The organism is Pseudomonas sp. N-137 (assembly GCF_034555295.1).
Classification (GTDB): Bacteria; Pseudomonadota; Gammaproteobacteria; order Pseudomonadales; family Pseudomonadaceae; genus Aquipseudomonas; species Aquipseudomonas rhizophila.
This window is the reverse complement of sequence record NZ_JAXUDQ010000010.1, coordinates 446,085-460,901: the sequence shown is the minus strand read 5'-3', so window position 1 is coordinate 460,901 and position 14,817 is coordinate 446,085. Positions and strand designations below refer to the sequence as shown.

General features: G+C 62.4%; 14 protein-coding genes and 1 other RNA gene. 7 read left to right on the top strand and 8 right to left on the bottom strand.

The genetic code is table 11. From position 1 onward, the window contains the following. Positions 1–61 precede the first annotated feature (61 nt). The 4 genes from T3A99_RS11635 to T3A99_RS11620 all read right to left on the bottom strand — a co-directional run bounded on the left by T3A99_RS11635 (position 62) and on the right by T3A99_RS11620 (position 5,396). Complete coding sequence (locus T3A99_RS11635; protein WP_047226089.1) at positions 62–1,180, bottom strand: ABC transporter permease; 1,119 nt, start codon at positions 1,178–1,180, stop codon at positions 62–64. Next, on the bottom strand, positions 1,180–3,903 hold the full coding sequence (gene rbbA, locus T3A99_RS11630; RefSeq protein WP_322834316.1) for a ribosome-associated ATPase/putative transporter RbbA: 2,724 nt from the start codon (positions 3,901–3,903) through the stop codon (positions 1,180–1,182). Before rbbA ends, T3A99_RS11635 begins: the two co-directional genes overlap by 1 nt. Further along, positions 3,900–4,865 carry an HlyD family secretion protein gene (locus T3A99_RS11625; protein WP_107321378.1) on the bottom strand — a complete coding sequence of 322 codons (966 nt, stop codon included), beginning with the start codon at positions 4,863–4,865 and terminating at the stop codon, positions 3,900–3,902. Before T3A99_RS11625 ends, rbbA begins: the two co-directional genes overlap by 4 nt. 81 nt (positions 4,866–4,946) lie before the next feature. Next, positions 4,947–5,396 (bottom strand): EVE domain-containing protein, encoded by a 450-nt coding sequence (locus T3A99_RS11620; RefSeq protein WP_305467093.1) that lies wholly within the window; start codon positions 5,394–5,396, stop codon positions 4,947–4,949. A 195-nt stretch (positions 5,397–5,591) separates the two neighbouring features. Here T3A99_RS11620 and T3A99_RS11615 point away from each other — a divergent pair, with 195 nt between their 5' ends. Next, complete coding sequence (locus T3A99_RS11615) at positions 5,592–5,738, top strand: hypothetical protein (protein ID WP_092395219.1); 147 nt, start codon at positions 5,592–5,594, stop codon at positions 5,736–5,738. Positions 5,739–5,774: 36 nt separating this feature from the next. On the opposite strand, the gene T3A99_RS11610 is transcribed toward T3A99_RS11615, so the two are convergent. The 4 genes from T3A99_RS11610 to T3A99_RS11595 all read right to left on the bottom strand — a co-directional run bounded on the left by T3A99_RS11610 (position 5,775) and on the right by T3A99_RS11595 (position 7,230). Continuing rightward, complete coding sequence (locus tag T3A99_RS11610; protein WP_047226085.1) at positions 5,775–6,380, bottom strand: 5-formyltetrahydrofolate cyclo-ligase; 606 nt, start codon at positions 6,378–6,380, stop codon at positions 5,775–5,777. A 116-nt stretch (positions 6,381–6,496) separates the two neighbouring features. Beyond that, positions 6,497–6,676, bottom strand: a non-coding RNA gene (gene ssrS, locus T3A99_RS11605) — 6S RNA. Between the two features lie 30 nt (positions 6,677–6,706). Further along, positions 6,707–7,024 (bottom strand): cell division protein ZapA, encoded by a 318-nt coding sequence (locus T3A99_RS11600; protein ID WP_047226084.1) that lies wholly within the window; start codon positions 7,022–7,024, stop codon positions 6,707–6,709. Further along, positions 7,021–7,230 carry a TIGR02449 family protein gene (locus T3A99_RS11595; RefSeq protein ID WP_030138125.1) on the bottom strand — a complete coding sequence of 70 codons (210 nt, stop codon included), beginning with the start codon at positions 7,228–7,230 and terminating at the stop codon, positions 7,021–7,023. Before T3A99_RS11595 ends, T3A99_RS11600 begins: the two co-directional genes overlap by 4 nt. Before the next feature lie 127 nt (positions 7,231–7,357). Between T3A99_RS11595 and T3A99_RS11590 the strand changes: the two genes are divergently transcribed. The 6 genes from T3A99_RS11590 to T3A99_RS11565 all read left to right on the top strand — a co-directional run bounded on the left by T3A99_RS11590 (position 7,358) and on the right by T3A99_RS11565 (position 14,737). Beyond that, the gene (locus T3A99_RS11590) at positions 7,358–7,912 is read left to right on the top strand and encodes a YecA family protein (RefSeq protein ID WP_047226083.1); all 555 of its coding nucleotides are present in this window, start codon (positions 7,358–7,360) and stop codon (positions 7,910–7,912) included. A gap of 27 nt (positions 7,913–7,939) precedes the next feature. Beyond that, complete coding sequence (gene pepP / locus T3A99_RS11585) at positions 7,940–9,274, top strand: Xaa-Pro aminopeptidase (RefSeq protein ID WP_047226082.1); 1,335 nt, start codon at positions 7,940–7,942, stop codon at positions 9,272–9,274. Beyond that, positions 9,271–10,458 carry a 2-octaprenyl-6-methoxyphenyl hydroxylase gene (ubiH, locus tag T3A99_RS11580; RefSeq protein WP_160893860.1) on the top strand — a complete coding sequence of 396 codons (1,188 nt, stop codon included), beginning with the start codon at positions 9,271–9,273 and terminating at the stop codon, positions 10,456–10,458. The genes pepP and ubiH overlap by 4 nt, the downstream gene beginning before the upstream one ends. Positions 10,459–10,525: 67 nt before the next feature. After that, the gene (locus tag T3A99_RS11575) at positions 10,526–11,743 is read left to right on the top strand and encodes a 2-octaprenyl-3-methyl-6-methoxy-1,4-benzoquinol hydroxylase (RefSeq protein ID WP_171061307.1); all 1,218 of its coding nucleotides are present in this window, start codon (positions 10,526–10,528) and stop codon (positions 11,741–11,743) included. A 243-nt stretch (positions 11,744–11,986) separates the two neighbouring features. Next, complete coding sequence (locus T3A99_RS11570; protein WP_047226079.1) at positions 11,987–12,991, top strand: extracellular solute-binding protein; 1,005 nt, start codon at positions 11,987–11,989, stop codon at positions 12,989–12,991. 129 nt (positions 12,992–13,120) lie between these two features. Then, positions 13,121–14,737, top strand: coding sequence for an ABC transporter permease (locus tag T3A99_RS11565; RefSeq protein WP_047226078.1), 1,617 nt, complete (start codon positions 13,121–13,123; stop codon positions 14,735–14,737). Positions 14,738–14,817: the final 80 nt, after the last annotated feature.

Below are 14,817 nucleotides of genomic sequence, written 5' to 3'. Positions count from 1 at the left end.
TCGATCGCAGCCTTTGGCAGTGCCCGGATCCTCAGGCGCTACCCAAGGCTGCTTTTTTTCGTCAAGACGCCAGGCTTTTGCGAAACCGGCCCAGGGCGATTGCGAAGAACAACAGCCCGATCGCCGCCAGTGCCAGCAGGTCTGGCCATACCACGCTAACGCCTGCATCACGGAACAGGATCGCCGCGCTGAGGCTGACGAAATGGGTCGAAGGCGAACCTTGCATCACCCATTGCAACCATTGCGGCATGCTGTCCAGCGGCGTGCTGCCGCCCGACAACAGCAGCATCGGAATGATGACCGGGATCGACAGTAAGCCGAACTGGGGCGTCGAACGGGCAAGGGTGGCGAGAAAAATACCCAGGGCGGTGCTGGCGAACAGGTAGAGCGCAGTCACCAGCAGGAAGAGCAGCATGGAGCCGGCGAGCGGAACGCCCAGTGCGAACTTGACGATGATTTCCAGCGACGCCCAGGTACATAGCACCACCACCAGCATGTTGCTCCAGATTTTCGCCAGCATGATTTCCAAGGCCGTGAGCGGCAGCACCAGCAAGTGATCGAGGGTGCCGTGCTCGCGCTCGCGCAACAGCGCCGTGCCCGTCAGGATGATGGCCAGGATCGTGATGTTGTTGACGATCTGGATCACTGCGAGGAACCAGCCACCTTCCAGATTGGTATTGAACAGCGAACGAGTGGTCAATCTCACGGGCGTTTGTTCGCTCGCTTGTGCCTGGCCGGCATAGGTCGTCAGTTCCTGTTGGAAAATCCGCCCGATGTAGCCGGCTCCCATGAACGCCTGGCTCATGGCCGTGGCATCGACGTTGAGTTGCAGCGTCGGTTCGCGTCCTGCGAGCAGGTCGGCCTGGAAGTTGGCGGGCACGTTGATGACGAAGGTGTAGCGGCCATTGTCCATGACCTTGTCCAGTTCGGCGTAGGGCAGTGCCACCGGGCTCTGGAACTCCGGCGGTTGCAGGACCAGGGCCAATTGGCGCGAGAGATGGCTCTGGTCTTCGTCCACTATTGCGACACTGGCGTTGTGCACGCCGATCACCGAACCGGCGGCCGGCATGTAGATCGCCACGGTGAAGGCGTAGCCCAGGAACAGCAGCAGAACGGAGTCGTAGCGCAGGCTGGTCAGTTCCTTGAGCCCAAGACGCCAGATATGTGAAAGCGTATGCATCAGGCCTCCTGCTTCTTCAGCATGATCAGGCTGAGCCCGGTGAAGCCCAGGAAAAACCCGAACAACGCCAGGCATTGTGGCCATAGCTGGCGCAGATCAAGGGCCTTGGTGAAGGTGCCGACGGCGATGTCGAGGAAGTGCCCGGCGGGAAACAGCTGGCCCATCACCGAGGCTGCACCGTCCAGGGATGAGCGCGGCACGATCAGCCCTGAGAACTGGATGGTCGGGAGGCTGGTGATGATCATGGTGCCGAGGATCGCGGCGATCTGGGTGCGGGTGAATGCCGAGATCAACAGCCCCATGCTGGTGGTCGCCAGCACATAGAGCAGGCCGCCCAACGCCAGCGTCAGGGCGCTGCCCTTGAATGGCACGCCAAACAGCCAGCGGTTCATCGCGGTCAGCAGGGCCAGGTTGATCAGGCTTACCGCCAGGTAGGGCACTTGTTTACCCAGCAGGAACTCCAGGCGGGTCAGCGGCGTAGCGTAGAAGTTGGTGATCGAGCCCAGTTCCTTTTCCCGCACGATGCCCAGCGCCGTCAACATGGCCGGAATGAATGCGAGGATCAGCGCCATGACCCCTGGGCCGATGGCGTTGACGCTGACCACGTCCTGGTTATAACGAAAGCGTGTCTCCAGCTTCGCGCTGGGTTGCCGGGAGGGCGCGCGACTGCTGGATTCAGCCAGTTGCTCAAGGTTGCCCTGGTGCACCGCCTGGACGTAGTTGCGACTGGTCTCGGCCCGAAACGGTATGCCGCCATCCAACCAGGCGCCCACTGTCGGTTGGCGGCCGGCGTAGAGGTCTCGACCGAAGCCGGGGGGGATTTCCAGGGCCAGCTTGATCTCCGAGCGCTGCAAGCGTCGGTGTAGCTCCTTTGCATCGCGGATGATCGGTCGTTCTTCGAAGTAGCGCGAGCTGCGGAACGCCTCCAGGTAGGCACGGCTTTGCGGGCTCTGATCCTGGTCATACACGGCGAAGGCCAGTTTCTCCACGTCGAGGGAAATACCGAAGCCGAAGACCACCATCATGAACAATGCCCCCAGCAGGGCGAATGCCATCCGCACTTTGTCGCGCAGCAACTCCTTGCCCTCCCGGCTGGCGACGGCCCACAGGCGACCGAGGCTCAGGCCGCGCCGGTCCCGGGGCGCGCCGGCGTTCTCAAGGGTCACTGGGGCGGCGTCTTGCTGCGTTTCGCCCTGGGCGTTTTCCAGGCAGGTGACGAACGCGGCTTCCAGCGTCTGACCGCTGAACTGCGCTTGCAAGGCCGCTGGCGTGTTGCAGGCCAGGACCTTGCCGGCGTGCATCAGCGAAATGCGATCGCAGCGCTGGGCCTCGTTCATGAAGTGCGTGGAAAGAAAAATCGTCACACCTTGCTCGCGAGACAACTCGATCAACAGTCGCCAGAAATCATCCCGCGCGGCCGGATCGACGCCTGAGGTCGGCTCGTCGAGGATCAGTACTTCCGGGCGATGCAAAACCGCCACCGCCAGGGACAGGCGCTGCCGCAGGCCCAGTGGTAGCGCCCCGGACGTTTGGTCCGCCAGTTCCTGGAGATTGAAGCGCTGGATAAGCTCATCGATGCGCTGGCGGCTGTCTGTAGTGGGCAGATCGAACAGCTTGGCGTGCAGCTCCAGGTTTTGGCGCACGCTCAATTCGCCGTAGAGCGAAAAGCTCTGGGACATGAAACCCACCCGCTTGCGGGTGGCGAGGTCCTTGGCGTTGACCGGGTTGCCCAGCAGCCGGGCACTGCCTTCGCTGGCGGGGATCAGTCCGGTCAGCACCTTCATGGTGGTGGTCTTGCCGCAACCGTTGGAACCCAGGAAGCCAAAGATTTCACCGCGACCAATCGCGAAGCTGACGTTATCGACGGCGGTGAAATCGCCGAAGCGCAAGGTGAGATCGTGGGCTTGGATGGCAATGTCGGTAGTGTTGGCGGTCCTGGGGGGGATCACCAGCGGTTCGGCGTCATGGCCGCTGCCGCCCTGGAAGTGGGTGAAGGCCGAATCGAGCTTGCCGTCCGGGGTGACCTTGGCCAGCTCCGCACTCAAGCCCTTGGCGATCAAGCGACCGTTGTCGAGCATCAGGCAGTGCTCGAATTGCTCGGCCTCTTCCATGTATGCCGTGGCGACCAGCAGGGTCAGTTGCGGTCTTTGCCGGCGCACGCTCTCTATCAGTTCCCAGAAGCGTCGCCGGGACAGCGGGTCCACGCCCGTGGTGGGTTCGTCGAGAATCAGCAGGTCCGGTTCATGGATCAGCGCACAACACAGGCCGAGCTTTTGTTTCATGCCGCCGGACAGTTTGCCTGCCGGACGGTCGGCAAAACGCTGCAGATCGGTGGCCAGCAGCAAGGTCCCCATGCGTTGTTCGCATTCTGCTCGCGATAGCCCGAACAATGTGCCGAAGAACCGAATGTTCTCGCCTATCGACAGGTCCGGGTAAAGGTTGCCCCCCAACCCTTGGGGCATGAAGGCAATGCGTCGGTAGAGAGTCTTGCGATGGCGTCGATCGTCAATCGAGGCGCCGAGCACATCCAGTTGGCCATGCTGGAGCTTCTTCACCCCGGCAATCAGCCCCAGCAGGCTCGATTTGCCGGCACCGTCCGGGCCGATCAGGCCACAGCGAGTGCCGGCGGGCAGGCTGAAGGCGATTTCGCTCAGCGCCACATGCTGGCCGTAGCGATGTTCGAGACCCGAGGCGTGCAATGCCTCGCCGGCGGTGGCGCTCATTGCAAGTTGGCCGGCCAGTCAATGGGCGCCGTGCGCACGTAACCGGCCCCGGGCATACCCGGTTTTGCCTGGGGCACTTCGCCGGGACGGGTCAGGTGCACTTTGACGCGGAACACCAGTTTCTGGCGCTCATCACGGGTTTCGACTTCCTTGGGGGTGAACTGGGATTTGGCCGCGACGAAGCTGACTTTGGCCGGTAGCGGCCGCTCGGGCAAGGCGTCGAGCAACAGTCGCGCTTCATCGCCCACCGCCAGTTTCCCGGCCACCGACGCCGGCAGGTAGAGGTTCATGTACTGGTCGCTCGGATCGATCATCAGCAATACTCGACCGCCGGCGCCGAGCACTTCACCTGGCTCGGCCAGGCGCAACTGGATCACGCCGTCGAGGGGGGCCCGCAAGGTGCTGTCATCTATTTCGCTGGTGAGCTGGGCCACCTGGGCCAGGGTCGCGCCGATGGCCGCATTCGCCGCCGATACCTGGGCCCGGGCGGCGTTGACCGCCGCGTTGGCGGTGTCGACGCGGGCTTGTTGCTGGTCGAGGATCTGGCCGCTGGCGTAACCGCGCTTGAACAGTTCCTGGGTCCGCTTGAGTTCTTGATGGGCGAGCAATTGTTCGCTCTGGCGCAGTTGCACGTTGGCTTCGGTGGCGGCGAGGTTCTGCCGGGCCCGGGTGACTTCGGCTTCGGCCTGGTTGCGCTGGGCCTCCAGGGTGCGGGTGTCCATGCGCGCCAGCACTTGGCCCTTGATGACGTTGTCGCCTTCGTCGACCTGAACGTCGGCCAGGCGCCCGGGTGTCTTGCTGGCGATCTGGACTTCGGTGGCCTCAAGGCGGCCATTGCCCATGCTCAAGCCTTCCGGGAGGCGATCCTGGCGTGACTTCCAATAGCCAAATCCACCGGCGGCCAGCAACAGAGCCATCAAGGCGAAGGCAAAAAAGCGAGAGGTACGATGGTTCGTCGACATGTCCGGCATCCTGCGGCTGTAGCATCGAAGTCTGCAGGATCAGCGACCGACCCCGCTTGATGTCCATCAACTCATCGGCGATCAGCGCAGCGCAATCACCGCTGCCCATTGTTCGGCCGTGACGGGCATCACCGACAGCCGTGAGCCTTTCTGCACCAGCGGCATTTCAGCCAGGGCGGTCTGTTGCTTGAGGTAGTCGAGCTTCAGCACGCGGGGGAATGTTTCGACGTGGGCCACGTCGATCGCGGTCCAGGGGTTTTTATCCGGCCCGGCCTTGGGGTCGAAGTAATGGCTGTCGGGTTCCAGCGCTGTTGGGTCAGGGTAGGCCGCGCGGACGATTCGGCCGATCCCGGCAATGCCTGGCTCCGGGCAACTGGAGTGGTAGAAAAAGAACGCATCGCCCACCGCCATGGCCCGCAAGAAATTGCGCGCCTGGTAGTTGCGCACCCCATCCCATCGCGCCTGGTCGAGCTTCTGCAGATCCTGGATGGACAATTCGTCGGGCTCGGATTTCATCAGCCAATAGGCCATGATTTCTACTCCTGGGCGGTAATGATAAAAAAAGTTCAGCGATCTTATGACAAACCGACAGTCGGTTGACGCCAGCATTTGCGTGTTGCTGAAGGTTGCCGCAAAATGCCGGCCTTCCAAGCTTTACGCTGCTGCACGGCCAATAAGAAAACCGCTGCTGTCATCGTGTGTGATATGCCTTGAGGGGGGCAATCGATGAAACGCAAACCGGATTTGTTGTGGATCTTGGTCATTCTGTTCGGCCTGGGGGTCGTTACCACGGGATACGCCCAGAGTCTGTGGGCCAGCAAGACCGATACACCGATGGAAATCACCCAGCCCGCGCCTTCGCTCAAACGCTGAGCCGGTCTAGCGGACGCCGCTGTTTCCCTGCGGCGTCTACCCCGCGATATACCAATGCCGGTCGCTGACCGTTCCCTGCAGCGGCACGTCCCAGCTCGCCTGCGCCAACCGTTCGACTTTCTGACATTCATGGGCCAGTCCCAGCAGTGTCGGCTTGCGCCATTGCTTGCGTCGCGCCAGATACGCCAGGCTGCGGTCATAAAAGCCACCGCCCATGCCCAGCCGACCTCCCGCATCGTCAAACCCCACCAGCGGCAATAGCACCAGGTCCAGAGTCCAGACCTTGCGTTGCCGGGCGATGTTCATCCGCGGCTCCAGAATACGAAAACGATTGGGCCGCAGCTTTTCGCCGGGGCGGATGCGCTGGAACACCATCTTGGTCTGCGGCCATGGGCTCAGTACCGGCAGATAAGTGGCCTTGCCCCGGCGCTGAGCGGCGCGCAGCAACAGGCGCGGGTCGATCTCGCCATCGTTGGGCAGGTACAGGGCGATGTGTCTTGCCCGGCGAAACAGCGGGTGCTGGGCCAGTTGCCTATAGAGCCCGCGAGCGGCTTCACGCTGCTGGGCAGGTGTCAGGGCGCGACGAGCCTGGCGTAGCAGGCGGCGGAGTTGCGGGCGCGGCAGCAGCGCGGGTTCGGTCATATCGATATTTCACGCAATCGGAGGCGACAGCACAGCGTAACCGCAAAACAGCGCGCTCAGAAATGCCTGCGCCAGACACAACAATGCCAGTCTTGATGACTGGCATTGTGAGAATCAGGCTCCCCGGATGAACCGCTGTCGGCTTAGCCCTTGAACCCGAAAGTTCAAGGTGGAAGTTGCAGGGGGCGTTAAGGCTTTCCGTCAAGCGGACATGCACACCGGCCCCAACGTGCAACTCCCGTGGTTGTGCGTATCGGCTCAGGGACATCACCAACTGGCAAGCACCCCAGGGAGTGACGCAAGTATACCCCAGGCAGCCTCGCGAATCAGCCCTTGCTGACGTCCGGGTCGGTGGCCAGTACCAGATCCACCCGATCGAGCAGGTCGCGCACCTGTTCACGGGTCGAGCCGCTGACTTGCACGTCCGGCGTATCCTGGCGGTGCAACAGCTCGTGGGTGATGTTCAAGGCAGCCATTACAGCAATGCGGTCGGCGCCGATGACTTTGCCGCTGCTGCGGATCTCGCGCATCTTGCCGTCCAGGTAACGGGCGGCGCTTACCAGGTTGCTGCGCTCTTCCTGGGGACAGATGATCGAATATTCTTTATCGAGGATCTGCACGGTTACGCTATTGCTTGAACTCATGAGTCTTGCTCCAGGGCCTTGAGGCGCGAAATCATCGATTCGACCTTACGCCGGGCGATTTCGTTTTTTTCAATGAGGTGCGCGCGTTCCTCGCGCCAGGTCTTTTCCTGAGCTAATAGGAGTCCGTTTTGGCTCTTAAGTTGCTCGACCCGCTCAATTAGCAATTCGAGTCTGGCCATCAGCGCTTGCAGGTCGGTGTCTTCCATTGTGTCCACTGAAGATTGTGTCTGATGGGGATAGGGTCGCACAGCCTCTGATAGTCTTGGCGAGTCTGTCGATGTAGGATACAAGGCCTCCATTCTAGACATAGCGCCGTCTGGCGCCTAGCTGCCCATGCCCATTCAGAATTCCCCGTATCAAGCGTTTGCCACCCTGCTGAGCACCAGCGGTCATCCTGTCTCGCCTGCTGAACTGCATGGCCTGTTGCTTGGGCGCAGTTGCGCCGGCGCCGGCTTCGATGCCGACGGCTGGCTGGCTGACGCCGCCGAGTTGCTGGAAGGCGAGCCGGCGGACAACGTGCGCAATGCGCTCATCGGCCTGCAGGAAATGGTCAAGGGTGAGTTGACCAGCGATGACATGACCGTCGTCCTGCTGCTGCCTACCGATGACGCTCCGCTGGCCGAACGCGCCGCAGCGCTGGGCCAGTGGTGCCAGGGCTTCCTCGCCGGCTTCGGCCTGACCCGCCGCGAATATGCGTTGAGTGACGAGGCCAAGGAAGTATTGCAAGACCTGGCGGCGATCTCTCAGGTCCAGGACGCCCTGGAAGAATCCGATGACGGTGAAAGCGACTACATGGAAGTGATGGAGTACCTGCGGGTCGCGCCATTGCTGCTGTTCACCGAAACCAAGAAAACCGCTGAACCGGCCGCCAAGCCGTCCTTGCACTGATTGCTTGAAAGGGAACACCGTCTGCCCATGATTCATATCCCGAAATCGGAATACAGCCGTCGCCGCAAGGCCCTGATGGCGCAGATGGAACCCAACAGCATCGCAATCCTGCCCGCCGCCGCCGTTGCCATCCGCAACCGCGACGTCGAGCACGTTTACCGCCAGGACAGCGACTTTCAATACCTCAGCGGCTTCCCCGAGCCGCAAGCGGTGATCGTGCTGATGCCCGGCCGGGCCCATGGCGAATACATCCTGTTCTGCCGCGAACGCAACGCCGAGCGGGAGTTGTGGGATGGCCTGCGAGCCGGCCAGGAAGGGGCGATGCGTGACTATGGCGCCGACGATGCATTTCCCATCACCGACATCGACGACATCCTGCCGGGCCTGATCGAGGGCCGTGACCGGGTGTATTCGGCCATGGGCAGCAACCCGGAATTCGATCGGCACCTGATGGAGTGGATCAACGTGATTCGCTCCAAGGCCCATCTCGGTGCCCAGCCGCCGAACGAATTCGTTGCCCTGGATCATCTGCTGCACGACATGCGCCTGTATAAATCGGCGGCAGAGGTGAAGGTGATGCGCGAAGCGGCGCGGATTTCCGCCCAGGCGCACATCCGGGCCATGCAGGCCGCGCGCACGGGGTTGTACGAATACAGCCTGGAGGCCGAGCTGGATTATGAGTTCCGCAAGGGCGGGGCGAAAATGCCGGCCTACGGGTCGATCGTCGCGGCGGGTCGCAACAGCTGCATCCTGCATTACCAGCAGAACGACGCACTGCTCAAGGACGGCGACCTGGTATTGATCGACGCCGGTTGTGAAATCGACTGCTACGCCAGTGATATCACCCGTACCTGGCCAGTCAGCGGCAAGTTTTCGCCCGAGCAGAAGGCGATCTACGAAGTGGTGCTGGCCGCCCAGGAAGCGGCGTTCGCCGAAATTGCGCCGGACAAACACTGGAACCAGGCCCACGAAGCAACAGTGCGAGTCATTACCGAAGGGCTGGTGCGCCTGGGCCTGCTGGAGGGCGAAGTGGACGAGTTGATCGCCAGCGAAGCCCACAGGGCCTTCTACATGCACCGCGCCGGCCACTGGCTGGGCATGGACGTGCACGACGTTGGCGAGTACCGGGTCGGCGGCGAATGGCGGGTACTGGAAGTCGGTATGACGTTGACCGTGGAGCCGGGCATCTACATCGCCCCGAACAACCGCAACGTAGCGAAAAAATGGCGCGGCATTGGCGTGCGCATCGAGGATGACGTGGTAGTGACCAAAACCGGTTGTGAAATCCTGAGTCACGGCGTACCCAAGACGGTCGCCGAAATCGAGGCCCTGATGGCCGCCGCCCGGGCTGATGCGGCATGAGCCGGGTCAATCTGGCGATCGTCGGCGGTGGCCTGGTAGGCGCGAGCCTGGCCCTGGCCCTGCAAGCCGGCGCCAAGGCCCGGGGTTGGAAGATCATGCTGATCGAACCCTTCGCCCCCGGCGATGCCTGGCAGCCGAGCTACGATGCCCGTTCCTCGGCCTTGTCGTTCGGGTCCCGGCAGATTTATCAACGCCTGGGTATCTGGCAGGAAGTTTCTCGTCGCGCCGAGCCGATCAAGCAGATCCACGTGTCTGATCGCGGGCGATTTTCCACGGCGCGGTTGTCGGCCATGGAAGAAGGGGTGCCGGCCCTGGGGTATGTGGTGGAAAACGCCTGGCTCGGCCAGTGCCTGTGGCAAGGGCTGGACACCGAAGTGGTCAGTTGGCACTGTCCGGCACAAGTCACCCGGATGGAGCCCATGGTCGGCGGCTATCGCCTGACGCTCGATGACGAAACCACCTTGGAATGCGACCTTGCCGTGCTGGCTGACGGTGGTCGTTCCAGCCTGCGCGAACAGCTGGGTATTGGCGTGCGCAATCGACCTTATGGGCAGAGCGCGCTGATTGCCAACATCACACCCGGCGAAGCCCACAACGGCATGGCCTTCGAGCGCTTCACCGACGACGGCCCGATGGCCTTGTTGCCGCTGCCGGAGAACCGTTGCGCGCTGGTCTGGACCCGTCAGGGCATGGATGCGCAACGTCTGGCGGCCCTGGATGAGCGCAGCTTTCTCAGCGAATTGCAGGGCGTGTTCGGTTATCGCCTGGGCACCCTGAAACAGGTTGGCGCTCGGCATCTTTATCCGTTGGCGCTGGTGGAAGCCGAAGAACAGGTCCGCCCGCATCTGGCGATCCTGGGCAACGCGGCCCACAGTCTGCATCCGATTGCCGGCCAGGGGTTCAATCTGTCCCTGCGCGATGCCCAGGCCCTGGCCGACGCCTTGCTCGACAGCGACAGCGCGCCGGGGGATTTCGCCGTGCTGCAAGCCTATCGCGAGCGTCAGCGGATGGATCAGACGCTGACCGTCGGGTTTTCCGACCAGGTTACGCGGCTGTTCAGCAGCAACCTGCCGCTGGTGTCCCTGGGCCGCAACCTTGGCCTGCTGGGGCTCGACCTGCTGCCTCCGGCCAAGCGCTGGTTCGCCCGCCAGGCCATGGGGTTGGGGACGCGTCCCGATGCGTGAGGCTTGGTTCGATCATTTTTCTCATGGGCGACTCATGTCGCCAGCACAACAGGCTTAAAGCATGGAATTGCGTGCAGATCTGCTGATTGTCGGCGCCGGAATGGTCGGCAGCGCCCTGGCGCTGGCGTTGCAGGGTAGTGGCCTGCAAGTGCTGTTGCTCGACGGCAGCCCGATGAGCGTCAAACCCTTCGATCCCCAGGCTGCCTTCGAACCCCGGGTCAGTGCATTGTCGGCGGCGAGCCAGCGGATCCTTGATCGTCTTGGGGTCTGGGACGGCATTATCGCCCGGCGCGCCAGTCCTTATACCAACATGCACGTCTGGGATGGCAGCGGCACCGGGCAGATCCATTTCTCGGCGGCCAGCCTGCATGCCGAGGTCCTGGGGCACATCGTCGAAAACCGCGTCGTGCAGGATGCCCTGCTGGACCGCCTGCATGACTGTGATCTGGGCCTGCTGGCCAACGCGCGGCTTGAGCAGATGCGCCGCTCCGGCGATGACTGGTTGCTGACCCTGGCCGATGGCCGCACCCTGCGGGCACCGCTGGTGATCGCCGCCGACGGTGCGAACTCCGCCGTGCGTCGCTTGACGGGGGTTGCCACCCGGGAATGGGATTACCTGCACCACGCCATCGTAACCAGTGTGCGCAGCGCCCGGCCTCATCGGATGACCGCATGGCAGCGCTTCACCGATAACGGTCCCTTGGCATTCCTGCCACTGGAGCGCGACGGCCTGCACGACTGGTGCTCGATCGTCTGGTCCACCACCCCTGGCGAGGCTCAGCGGTTGATGGCGCTTGAGGAAGCGGATTTCTGCAACGAGCTGGAGCGGGCCTTCGAGGGGCAACTGGGGACGGTGCTGAGCGCCGATTCGCGCTTGTGCGTACCGCTGCGCCAGCGCCATGCCAAGCGCTACGTGGCCGAAGGGCTGGCGCTGATCGGCGATGCGGCCCACACCATCCATCCGCTGGCCGGACAGGGGGTGAACCTGGGTTTCCTGGATGCCGCCGTCCTGGCCGAAGTGCTGTTGCAGGCGGCCGGACGCGGTGAACGGCTGGCGGACGTGAAGGTACTGAGCCGCTACGAACGCCGACGCATGCCCCATAACCTGGCGCTGATGGCCGCGATGGAAGGGTTTGAGCGGCTGTTCCAGGCCGATCCGTTGCCGGTGCGTTGGCTGCGTAATACCGGGCTGAAACTGGTGGACGGTCTGCCCGAGGCCAAGGCGTTGTTCGTACGTGAGGCGTTGGGGTTGACCGGGGATTTGCCGGATTTGGCCAAGGTCTGAGAGATGCGTTGGGGCTTATGGCCCTATCGCGGGCAAGCCTTGCTCCCACAAGCTCTTGCTTCCACAGGGGCAATGTGGGACGGAGCTTTTGTGGGAGCACGGCTTGCCCGCGATGGCGGACGCAAAAACACAGCACCTCTCATAGTTGCAACATTTTGAAACGTGTCTGGACACTGTTCGATTGAGAAGGCAAATGTGAGTCCTTATCATTCGCGCACTTATAACAATCGAGAGACCGCTCCCATGTTGGCACCCAAGCGTCTGCTGTCCGTCCTCGCCTTGACCCTGATCAGCGCTACCGCCGCCCAGGCTGCCGATGAGGTAGTGGTCTACTCCTCGCGTATCGATGAGCTGATCAAGCCGGTTTTCGATGCCTACACCAAAAAGACGGGCGTCTCGGTGAAGTTCATCACCGACAAGGAAGCGCCATTGATGCAGCGGATCAAGGCCGAGGGTGAAAACGCCACCGCCGACCTGCTGTTGACCGTCGATGCCGGCAACCTCTGGCAGGCCGAGCAGATGGGGATTCTCCAACCGTTCACTTCCAAGGTGATCGACGCCAACATCCCGGCCCAATACCGCGCGTCTTCCCACGCCTGGACCGGCCTGAGCCTGCGGGCGCGGACCATTGTCTACTCCACCGACCGGGTCAAACCGAGCGAACTGACCACCTATGAAGCCCTGGCGGGTAAAGAGTGGGAAGGCCGCCTGTGCCTGCGCACTTCGAAGAAGGTCTACAACCAGTCCCTGACCGCCACCCTGATCGAAACCCACGGCGCGGAAAAAACCGAAGAAATCATCAAGGGCTGGGTCAAGAACCTGTCCACCGATGTGTTCTCCGATGACACGGCACTGCTTGAAGCCATCAATGCCGGGCAGTGCGACGTCGGTATCGTCAACACTTACTACTTCGGTCGCCTGCACCAGCAGAAGCCGGACCTGAAGGTCAAGCTGTTCTGGCCGAACCAGGCCGACCGTGGCGTGCACATCAATCTCTCGGGCATCGGCCTGACCAAGTACGCACCGCACCCGGAAGCCGCGAAGAAACTGGTGGAGTGGATGACCACGCCTGAAGCCCAGAACATCTTTGCCGACGTGAACCAGGAGTTCCCGGCCAATCCGAACGTGGAGCCTTCCAAGGAAGTCGCCGCCTGGGGCAAGTTCAAGGCTGACACCCTGCCGGTTGAAGTGGCGGGTAAACGCCAGGCCGAAGCTATCCGCTTGATGGATCGCGCTGGCTGGAACTAAAAAAGCACTCAAGATCGCAGCCTGCGACAGCTTCTACAGGGGATCGCGTTCCAATGTAGAAGGTGGCGCAGGCTGCGATCTTTTTTTTGCGGTTTAATAGGCGTTTGCTGACTGCCCCGAGATTCCCCCTTGACCCACCCCGTCCAACGCCGCTGGTACCCTCTGGTTTTTGCTATCGCCGCGCTGGTGCTGTTGCCCTTGAGCGTCCTGCTGCTGTCCTGGCAAAACATCGATCAGCAAATCTGGTCCCACCTGTGGGATACCCAGATGCCACGCTTGTTGGGCAACACCCTGACGCTGATTGTCGGTGTGGGTGTCGGTGTAACGTTGCTGGGCGTCAGCCTTGCCTGGCTCACCAGCCTGTGTGAGTTCCCCGGGCGACGCTGGCTCGACTGGGCGTTAATGTTGCCGTTTGCGATTCCGGCCTACGTGCTGGCGTTTGTCTTCGTGGGCCTGCTGGACTTTGCCGGTCCAGTGCAGACATTGATGCGCGAATGGTTCGGCAGCAACCTGCGCCTGCCCCGGGTACGCTCCACCGGCGGAGTGATCCTGGTGCTGGTCCTGGTCTTTTACCCTTACGTTTATTTGCTGGCGCGAAGTGCGTTCCTGGCCCAAGGCAAGGGATTGATGGAAGCGGCCCGGGTGCTCGGGCAGTCGCCGTGGCAGGCGTTCTGGCGAGTGGCGTTGCCGGTGGCCCGACCGGCCATTGGTGCCGGCGTGGCGCTGGCGTTGATGGAAACCCTGGCGGATTTCGGCGCGGTGTCGGTGTTCAACTTCGACACCTTCACCACGGCCATCTACAAAACCTGGTACGGCTTCTTCAGCCTCTCCAGCGCCGCGCAACTGGCCAGCCTGTTGCTGCTGGCGGTGATGCTGGTGCTTTACGGCGAACGCCGCGCCCGAGGCGCCCAGCGGGCGAGCAACGAGCGACCCCGGGTCAAGGCGCTTTATCACTTGCGCGGTCTCAAGGCGGTGGCGGCCAGCGGCTGGTGCGCCCTGGTGTTTGCCTGCGCATTTGTTATTCCGATGCTGCAACTGCTGGTGTGGTTCTGGCAGCGTGGCCGGTTCGATCTGGATGAGCGTTATGCCGGGCTGATCGTCCATACCCTCTATCTGGGTGGGCTGGCGGCACTGGTCACCGTTTGCGTCGCCTTGCTGTTGGCCTTCGCTCGGCGTCTGGCGCCGACCCGTCCCATTCGCGCCGGTGTTGGCCTGGCGAACCTGGGCTACGCCTTGCCCGGTTCGGTGCTGGCGGTATCGATCATGCTTGCCTTCAGCTATCTGGACCGCGAACTGGTCATCCCCCTGTCAACGCTACTTGGCGGTGCCGGCAAACCGTTGCTGTTGGGCAGCCTGTCGGCCCTGCTGCTGGCCTATCTGGTGCGCTTTTTGGCCGTGGCCTACGGTCCACTGGAAAGCAGCCTCGCGCGAATCCGTCCTTCTTTGCCTGAGGCAGCACGCAGCCTTGGGGTCAGTGGGCCGCGACTGTTTTTCAAAGTGTATCTGCCGTTGCTGTTGCCGGGCACCTTGAGTGCGGCGTTGCTGGTGTTCGTCGATGTGCTCAAGGAAATGCCCGCGACCCTGCTGATGCGCCCGTTTGGCTGGGACACGCTGGCGGTGCGGATCTTTGAAATGACCAGTGAAGGGGAGTGGGCCCGGGCCGCGTTACCGGCGCTGACCCTGGTGCTGGTGGGGTTGTTGCCGGTCATCGGATTGATACGACGCTCGGCCCATCGAAACAGCTAGGTGTCAGTCCTACATCATGCGGCTACAATGCGCGGCATTCGGTGCGGTCCGTCTGTCGGACCGGGCAACTGATAGCGTCT